The 9,263-nt window shown below is 66.6% G+C and carries 5 protein-coding genes; all 5 read left to right on the forward strand.

The genetic code is table 11. The features are described 5' to 3' along the window. Positions 1-5 precede the first annotated feature (5 nt). Positions 6-1,673, forward strand: a complete 1,668-nt coding sequence (gene mtrB / locus AWC27_RS17865; RefSeq protein WP_085671707.1) for an MtrAB system histidine kinase MtrB — start codon at positions 6-8, stop codon at positions 1,671-1,673. After that, positions 1,670-3,427, forward strand: coding sequence for an MtrAB system accessory lipoprotein LpqB (gene lpqB / locus AWC27_RS17870; protein WP_083111229.1), 1,758 nt, complete (start codon positions 1,670-1,672; stop codon positions 3,425-3,427). The genes mtrB and lpqB overlap by 4 nt, the downstream gene beginning before the upstream one ends. Positions 3,428-3,486: 59 nt before the next feature. Further along, a complete protein-coding gene (locus AWC27_RS17875; protein ID WP_085671720.1) occupies positions 3,487-4,317 on the forward strand; it encodes a hypothetical protein in 831 nt (276 codons plus the stop codon). Positions 4,318-4,457: 140 nt separating this feature from the next. Then, positions 4,458-5,990 carry a hypothetical protein gene (locus AWC27_RS17880; protein ID WP_085671708.1) on the forward strand — a complete coding sequence of 511 codons (1,533 nt, stop codon included), beginning with the start codon at positions 4,458-4,460 and terminating at the stop codon, positions 5,988-5,990. A gap of 168 nt (positions 5,991-6,158) precedes the next feature. Further along, a partial coding sequence (locus tag AWC27_RS32815; RefSeq protein WP_139837063.1) for a non-ribosomal peptide synthetase occupies positions 6,159-9,263 on the forward strand: 3,105 nt, incomplete at its 3' end.

The raw sequence follows: 9,263 nt of genomic DNA on the forward strand, positions 1-9,263 counted from the left end.
CGTCATTGATTTGGGGTTCGCGACGACGGACGAGGAGTCGTTGGGGGCGCTCTGGCCCGATGACGCGGGGCATCGGTGCGTTAAGCCGAGTCGTCAGTGTCGCTTGGCGTCGGTCGCTGCAGTTGCGCGTGGTGGCGTTGACCCTCGGTCTTTCATTGGCCGTGATTTTGGCGCTCGGCTTCGTGCTTACCAGCCAGGTCACCAACCGCGTGCTCGACGTCAAGGTCAAGGCCGCGACCGATCAGATCGAGCGGGCGCGTAACACGGTCAGCGGAATCGTCAACGGCGAAGAGACTCGCTCGCTGGACAGCAGCTTGCAGTTGGCACGCAACACGCTGACCTCCAAAACCGACCCGGCCTCCGGCGCCGGCCTGGCCGGTGCGTTCGATGCAGTGCTGATGGTGCCCGGCGACGGGCCGCGCGCCGCCTCCAGCGCCGGACCGGTCGACCAGGTGCCCAACGCGTTGCGCGGCTTCGTCAAGGCGGGGCAGGCGGCTTACCAGTACGCGACCGTGCACACCGATGGTTTCTCCGGGCCCGCGCTGATAGTCGGCACGCCTACGTCCTCGCGGGTGGCCAACCTAGAGCTCTATCTGATATTTCCGCTGGTCAACGAGCAGGCCACCATCACGCTGGTGCGCGGCACCATGGCCACCGGCGGCTTGGTGCTGCTGGTCCTGCTCGCCGGCATCGCGTTGCTGGTCTCGCGGCAGGTGGTGGTGCCGGTACGGTCGGCGTCGCGCATCGCCGAACGGTTCGCCGAGGGGCACCTGTCCGAACGCATGCCGGTGCGCGGTGAAGACGACATGGCCAGACTCGCGGTGTCGTTCAACGACATGGCCGAAAGCCTGTCGCGGCAGATCACCCAGCTCGAGGAATTCGGCAACCTGCAGCGCCGCTTCACCTCCGACGTCAGCCACGAACTGCGCACCCCACTGACCACCGTGCGGATGGCCGCCGACCTGATCTACGACCACAGCGACGACCTCGACCCGACGCTGCGGCGCTCCACCGAATTGATGGTCAGCGAGCTGGACCGGTTCGAGACGCTGCTCAACGACCTGCTGGAGATCTCGCGGCACGACGCCGGCGTGGCCGAGTTGTCGGTCGAGGCTGTCGACCTGCGCACCACCGTCAAGAACGCACTGGGCAACGTCGGCCACCTGGCCGAGGAGACCGGCATCGAGTTGCTGGTCGATATGCCTTCCGAAGAGGTGATCGCAGAAGTCGATGCGCGCCGGGTGGAGAGGATCCTGCGCAACCTGATCGCCAACGCAATCGACCACGCCGAGCACAAACCGGTGCGGATCCGGATGGGCGCAGACGAAGACACCGTCGCTGTCACCGTCCGCGACTACGGTGTCGGGCTGCGGCCTGGCGAGGAGAAGCTGGTTTTCAGCCGGTTCTGGCGCTCGGATCCGTCCCGGGTGCGGCGCTCCGGCGGCACCGGACTGGGTCTGGCGATCAGCATCGAGGACGCGAGGCTGCACCAGGGCCGGCTGGAAGCGTGGGGCGAGCCCGGTGAAGGTGCCTGCTTTCGGCTGACGCTGCCGTTGGTGCGCGGCCACAAGGTCACCACCAGCCCGCTGCCCATGAAACCGATCCCGCAGCAGCCCAACGCACCCGAGCAGCGCCCGCGCCCGCGTGAGCACGCCGAGTGGAGCGGCGGATGAGACGCTTGCTTGCCCTGTTGTTCGTGGCGCTGGTACTCGGGGGCTGCGCCAGCGTGCCCAGCTCGTCGGCGCCGCAAGCTATCGGCACCGTGGACCGTCCGGCGCCGTCGAATCTGCCCAAGCCCACCCCGGGCATGGATCCCGATGTGCTGTTGCGCGAATTCCTCAAGGCCACCGCCGATCCGGCCAACCGGCACCTGGCCGCGCGCCAATTCCTCACCCAGTCGGCGTCCAACGCGTGGGACGACGCCGGTAGCGCGCTGCTGATCGACCACGTGGTGTTCGTGGAAACCCGTGGCGCCGATCGGGTTTCGGCGACCATGCGGGCAGACATCCTGGGCTCGCTGTCCGACATCGGGGTGTTCGAGACCGCCGAGGGACAGCTGCCGGACCCAGGCCCGATCGAGTTGGTCAAGACGTCCGGCGGGTGGCGCATCGACCGGCTGCCCAACGGAGTCTTCCTGGACTGGCAGCAGTTTCAGGCGACCTACAAACGCAACACGCTGTACTTCGCCGACCCGACCGGCAAGACCGTCGTCCCTGATCCGCGCTACGTCGCGGTGTCCGACCACGATCAGCTGGCCACCGAGCTGGTCTCCAAACTGCTGGCCGGTCCGCGTCCCGAGATGGCGCACACGGTGCGCAATCTGCTGGCTCCACCGCTGCGGTTGCGCGGTCCGGTGACCCGCGCCGACGGCAGCAAGAGCGGGATCGGCAAAGGCTACGGTGGTGCGCGCATCGATTTGGAAAAGCTCGCCACCACCGATCCACACAGCCGGCAATTGCTTGCCGCGCAGATCATTTGGACGCTGGCTCGTGCCGACATCAGAGGGCCTTACGTGATCAACGCCGACGGCGCCCCACTGGAGGACCGCTTCGCCGAAGGGTGGACCACCTCCGACGTCGCCGCCACCGACCCCGGAGTCGCCGACGGCGCCGGTGCCGGGCTGCACGCGCTGGTGGGCGGTTCACTGGTGGCCCTGGACGGGCAGCGGATCTCCACGGTCCCCGGCGCCTTCGGGCGGATGGGCGACCAGACCGGCGCCGCGCTGTCGCGCAGCGGGCGTCAGGTCGCGTCGGTGGTGACGCTGCGGCGCGGTGCCCCGGATATGGCCGCGTCCTTGTGGATCGGTGATCTCGGCGGTGAGGCGGTCCAATCCGCCGACGGCCACAACCTGTCCCGGCCCAGCTGGTCGCTGGACGACGCGGTCTGGGTGGTGGTCGACACCAACAACGTGCTGCGCGCGATCCAGGAGACCGCATCGGGACAGCCGGCGCGGATCCCGGTGGATTCCACCGCGGTGTCCAGTCGCTTCCCGGGGCCGATCACCGATCTGCAACTGTCGCGCGACGGGACCCGCGCGGCCATGGTGATTGCGGGACAGGTGATTTTGGCCGGCGTCGAGCAGACCCAGGCCGGCCAGTTCGCCCTGACCTACCCACGGCGGCTGGGCTTCGGGCTGGGCACCTCGGTGGTGTCGCTGTACTGGCGAACCGGTGACGACATCGTGGTGACCCGCAACGATGCCACGCATCCGGTGTCGTATGTGAACCTCGACGGCGTGAACTCCGATGCGCCGTCGCGTGGTCTGCAGATTCCACTGTTCGCCATCGCGGCCAACCCCTCGACGGTGTACGTCTCGGCCCCGCAAGGGGTGCTGATGTATTCGGCGTCGGCCGCCGAGAACCAGCAGGGCTGGTCGGAGGTGGCCGGGCTGATGATCGGTGGGGCGGCGCCGGTATTGCCGGGGTGACGATGCGGCCAACCTCGCACTAACCTCGCACTAACCTCGAACTTAGGAGGCGCGTGGCGATGTTTCCCAAAGTTCCCCGGTTGCGTTGGGATGACGCGTTCCGCGCGCTGGACATTTTGGGCTCGTTGTGGTCCTCGACCGGGTTGCCGTCGGTGAGTGCCAGTGCCGCCCAAGCGGTTTCGGTACCTTATCGGACCTTGTTCACCACACTGCAGCAACTGCTGGTCGGCAAGGAAGTCACGGTACGCATCGGCGAGCACGATGTGGTGCTGACCGTCACCGAGCTGGACTCGACGCTGGACCCGCAGGGATTGGCCGTCGGTCAACTGGGCGAGGTCCGGGTGGCCGCTCGCGACATCCGATGGGACGAACATCGCCTGCAGAGCGCCGTCGCCGTGCTGCGCAACGTACACATCCGTCCCGGGGTTCCGCCGGTGGTGGTGGCGGCTCCGACCGAGCTGACGTCGGCGCTGCCGGCGGACGTCTTCGACGGTGTGCTGCGGCAGGCGGCGCCGCAGCTGTGCAGCGAGCTGCGCTCCGACGGTACGGCCCGGGTGCGCTGGGTGCGCTGGCCGGATTGGGCCGGTCTTGACGTGGACGCGGATGTCGTCGGGACGACGTTATGGCTGCGACCGCGCGCGGTCATCACCGGGCAACGCAGGTGGCGCCTGCCGGTGCGGACCCCGGCCTACCAGGTGCCGTTGCCTGAACTGCCGCACGGGTTGCTGGTCACCGGCGTCACGCTCGGCTCCGATGCGCTGCGCTTATCGGCGCTGCTGCCGGAATGGCGAATGGATTTGCCGCTGCGGCATCTCGAGGATTTGATCACCCGGCTGAGCCAAGGCGCGCTGAGCTTCAGCTGGCCCTCGTTGCTGGGCGGCTCAGACTAGCCCGGTTCCTGCGGCGAACGACCGCGGTATCGCGATTTGACAAGAGCGGAGCGGTTGCTCCACGATTACCCGCCGGAGGCACTGGAGCGTATGCTCCGCACGGTCTTCGCTCGTCCAAGCCTCCCGATGCAGGAGATACGTTGGAGGGAACGACCGCCGCGGGCGCCGTGCAGCGCCGAGTTGTGCTGGGGCTGCGGGTAGCCGCGCCGGCAATGATCATCGGCTTGTACCTCTGGCGAATCTTTGCCATCCGCGATCCCGCGCTGCGCTTCTTCGACGACTTCTTCTACTACCTGGTACCCGCCGAACACTGGGTCGACGGCGCCGGCTCGACATTCTTTCCGGGCGAGTCGACCAACGGCTACCACCCGCTGTGGTTTCTGTGGGTCGCGTTGCTCTATGTGGCGTGCGGCGACGGCGGGCTATTCTTTGCGCTGCTAGATCTAAGCCTGATGGCCTTGATGGTCGGGTTTTACCTGTTGTTCGAGCGGTTCCTGGTCCGGGTCACCAATGATCGGCTGGCCGCCGCGTTGGGCGCCTGTGTTGCCGCGGTTCCGCTCGCCGTGACCGCCCGCGCGGGCGTCGAGACGGCGCTGACGGTGTTCGTCGCGGCGCTGCTGTTGGTCCGGTTGAGCGCCAAGCCGGTGGCCGAACATGCCGTGCGCGACGCGGCGCTGCTGGGCGCGCTGGCGGCGCTGCTGGTCATGTCGCGGCTGGACGCCCCCGCGCTGCTGTTCGGTCTGGCCGTGGTCGTGGTGCCCTGCTGGGGCCGAAAGCGGTTGGCGGCGATGGCGATTGGCGCGCTTCCGCTCTACGTGTACCTGGGTTTCAACCTGTGCGCGTTCGGCCATCTCGCCACCTCGTCGATGACGGCCAAGACGCTCGCTTTTTTCGTGCCGCCCAACTGGTACTTCCTGCAGCAGCCGTCGGCGGCCGCCGGCATCAGCATGGTCGCGATGCCGCTGATCCTTTTCTTCCTGCTGTCCCGGGTGCCTCGCAGCGATATCCGCACGATCGCGCTGGCACTGGCCACCGCGCCGCTACTGCAGTTCGCCGCGCAGGCGCTGGGCAGCGGCTGGATGGTGTTCGCCTGGTACGAGTACTTCGTCTTCATGGGCTTGGGGCTGGCGGCGGCCCTGTCGGCGGTAGAACTGCGGACCCGGCACACGCTGCGACGCGTCGCCTGCATTCCGCTGGGCGTGGCGATGCCGGTCATCGTGGTGTTGGGAATCGGATACGCCCTCAAGCCGGACAGCTACCAAGTCGACATCGCCGCGGTGGCCCGTCGGCTGCAGGCGTTTTCGGTCGACCATCCGGGCATCTACGCCATGGGCGATGCGGCCGGCACGCCCGGGTGGCTGGTCAAGCGACCCATCGTGCAACTGGAGGGCCTGATGATGTCGCACGCGTTCATCGACCGCATCCGGCGTCGCCAGCCACTGAGCCAGGTGTTCCGCGATTATCACGTCGACTACTACGTCGCCACCGCGCCCGCCGGAACCGGCAAAGACGGCTGTACGGAGTTCATGGAGCCCGACCCCGGGCTGAGCTCCCCACGCGCACCGCACATGACGGCGACGAGCTGTGTCGCACCGGTGGCGGTGATCGAGCCGGGAACACGCCGTCAGGCTCGGGTCTATCGGATTGACCCGGCCACGGGCAGACCGGGCTGACTTCTTCGCCTTGTCGAATACCGGCTGGTGCGCAAGTGTGCACGTTGTCGGTTTTGACCCAGGTCTGCGAGTGCTTGTGCCCATGGCCGCAGCGATTACGTGCTGCATATTCTTTTTTCGCCGGCAGCCCGACTGCTCTGAAATTGGTGTGTATAGAAGGTGCTGCGTATGGAAAACTCGTTTCCACTAACTCGCGGACAGCTTGGCATTTGGATGTCCCAGGAAATAGACGGATTAAAAACAGAATGGCAAGTCAGTCAGTTCGTCGTCATCAATGGAGAGGTCGACGTTGATCTGCTCAAAAGGGCGATATGTCAAGCGGTAGCCGAGGCCGAACCGGCCAGCGCCGCATTTTTTGAGATCGACGGCGAAGTTCGGCAGAAAACAGCCAAGTATCCCCACATCGAATTTCCCATTTTTGACCTGACCGATTTGTGCGAGCCCGTGCCGGAGGCTTTTCGATTGGGTTCATTGATGCAGCGGACACCGATGTCGTTTGCCGGACCGCTCTTCCGATTCGCGTTGTTTCAGACCCGGGCCGACCAATTCTATCTATTCATCTGTTGCCACCACATCGTGGTTGACGGATTCGGCTCGGTGCTGTGGGCCAATCGGATCGCATCTATATACACCGCGATCGCCTCGGGGACACCGACGCCACCGGCGCTCTTCGGCTCACTGCAAGCCATGGTTGATTGCGAGCTGGAGTACGAGGCATCCGCGGAATACTGCCAGGATGAGGCCTATTGGCGGGCGAACCTGCCGACGCAGACCGAGTCGGGTTACCAATTGCCGAACGTGGCGGACTGCGATCCGTCCACGGCTTCGATTCCGGTTCAGTTGGACCCCGCGGTGGTGCGGCGAGTCGACGAATTCGCCGGGGCACTGGGCATTCGTCGGTCGTCGGTCATCACGGCGGCGTGCGCGCTTATCGTGCGGGCCTGGTGTGGTGGCGGATCAGAGGTGGCGCTGGATTTCCCGGTCAGCCGGCGCACTAGTCCGCAATTAATGACGTTTCCCGGGACGATTGCCGGGATAGTGCCGCTGGTGCTGACGGCTCCGGCGGAATCTGCAATCGGCGACTTCTGCCAGCACGTACACGCGCGGATACGTGAAGCAATGGAGCACCAACGCTTTCCGGTGCAATTTATGCAACCAGCGGCCAATCGAGTGGCCATCAATTTTTTGCCGTCCACGACACTCATGCCTTTCGACGGTGCTCCGGCGCAGGCGGTGTATCGGACTTTCGGCCGGGTAAGCCATTTCGGCTTCTTTTTCGTCCGAGACGGCGATCGCCTCTTTTTGAGTACCGTCGGCGCGGGCCGGCCGTTTGCGGATTTGGATAGCGCTGATCTGGTGAAGCGGATCGAGCGGGTCTTATCGGAGGTGACCGCTGATCCGGCCCAACGGTTGTCGTCGCTGGATCTGCTCGATGCGGCAAACCGCGCGCGACTCGATGAAGCGGGCAACCGCGCGGTACTGAGCGCCATACCGCCGGCGGCGGCGTCGATTCCGGCGATGTTCGCCGCCCAGGTCGCGCAGCGCCCGCAGGCGACGGCGCTGGTGTGCAACGGCGACCAGTGGAGCTATCGCCGCCTGGATCAGGCCGCCAACCGGCTAGCCCAGCTGCTGAGCGGTCACGGGGTGGGTCCGGGGGACGTGGTGGCGCTGTTGTTGGAGCGCTCGGCCCAAACAATCGTCGCGATCCTCGCGGTGCTCAAGACCGGAGCGGCGTATCTGCCGGTGGATCCCGCCTACCCGACTGCGCGCGTCGCGTTACTGCTCGACGATGCGCAACCGAAAATCGCGCTGAGCACCGCCGTCCTCGCCGGGCGACTACAGGCATCCGGTCTAACAGTGCTGGACGTCAATGCCGGGGGTGACCAGCCCTGCGTGGGCCTCCCTTATCCGGACCCGGACCACGTCGCCTACCTGATCTACACCTCGGGCACCACCGGAACCCCCAAGGGCGTGGCGATCACCCACCGCAACGTCACCCAGCTGTTCAGCGCTGTGCGCGAGAAGCTGACGCCGGCGGTGGGGCAGGTCTGGAGCCAGTGGCATTCCTACGCCTTCGACGTATCGGTATGGGAGATCTGGGGAGCGCTGCTGCACGGCGGCCGGCTGGTGGTGGTCCCCGAAGGCATCACCCGTTCCCCCTCCGACCTGCTTGCGCTATTGGTGGCCGAACGGGTCAATGTGCTGAGCCAGACGCCGTCGGCGTTCTATGCCCTGCTGGCCGCAGATGCGGGACAGCCAGAGCTGCAACGTCAACTGGCGCTGGACACCGTGGTGTTCGGGGGCGAGGCGCTGCAGCCGCAACGGATAGCGGCGTGGCTCGACGATCGTCCGGGCCGGCCGCGGCTGATCAACATGTACGGCACCACCGAGACGACGGTGCACGCATCCACGCGGGAGATCGTCGCCGGCGACGTGCGCAGCGGCGCCAGTCCGCTCGGCCTGCCGTTGGCGAATCTGGGTTTCTTCGTACTCGATGACTGGCTGCGGCCGGTGCCCGCCGGGGTGGTGGGCGAGTTGTATGTGGCCGGCGCGGGCGTGGGGTGTGGGTATTGGCGGCGGCCGGGTCTGACGGCGTCGCGGTTTGTGGCGTGCCCGGACGGTGCGCCCGGGATGCGCATGTACCGCACCGGCGACGTGGTGCGCCGTGACGTTGACGGCCAGCTGGAGTTCCTGGGCCGGGCCGACGAACAGGTCAAGATTCGGGGATATCGCATCGAGCCCGGCGAGGTCACTGCGGCATTGGCCGAACTGGATGGGGTGGGGCAGGCGGTGGTGGTCGCCCGCGAGGACCGCCCGGGGGACAAGCGGTTGGTGGGTTATGTCACCGGCGTGGTGGATACGGCGGCGGTGCGTGCCCAGTTGGCGCAGCGGTTGCCGCACTTCATGGTTCCCGCGGCGGTCGTGGTGGTGGGTTCATTGCCGTTGACGGTCAACGGGAAGTTGGACGTGCGTGCCTTGCCGGCCCCCGAGTATGGGGAGGTGGGGCGGTATCGGGGGCCGGCTAATGCGGTGGAGGAGGTGCTGGCCCGGATTTTTGCCCAGGTTTTGGGGCTGGCGCGGGTGGGGGTGGCGGAGTCGTTTTTCGATTTGGGCGGCGACAGCATTTCCTCGATGCAGGTGGTGGCGCGGGCGCGCGAAGCCGGGGTGGTGTGCCGGCCGCGCGATGTGTTCACCGAGCGCACGGTGGCCGGATTGGCGCGGGTGGCCCGGGTGGGGATGGCGCCGGTGGCTGATGCGGGGACAGGGGTGGCG

Origin of the sequence: Mycobacterium szulgai (assembly GCF_002116635.1) — a bacterium.
GTDB lineage: Bacteria > Actinomycetota > Actinomycetes > Mycobacteriales > Mycobacteriaceae > Mycobacterium > Mycobacterium szulgai.

Bases quoted from the DNA above. Each gene is read 5' to 3' on its own strand.
- lpqB (WP_083111229.1), top strand. From the start codon at position 1,670: ATGAGACGCTTGCTTGCCCTGTTGTTCGTGGCGCTGGTACTCGGGGGC.
- AWC27_RS17875 (WP_085671720.1), top strand. From the start codon at position 3,487: ATGTTTCCCAAAGTTCCCCGGTTGCGTTGGGATGACGCGTTCCGCGCG.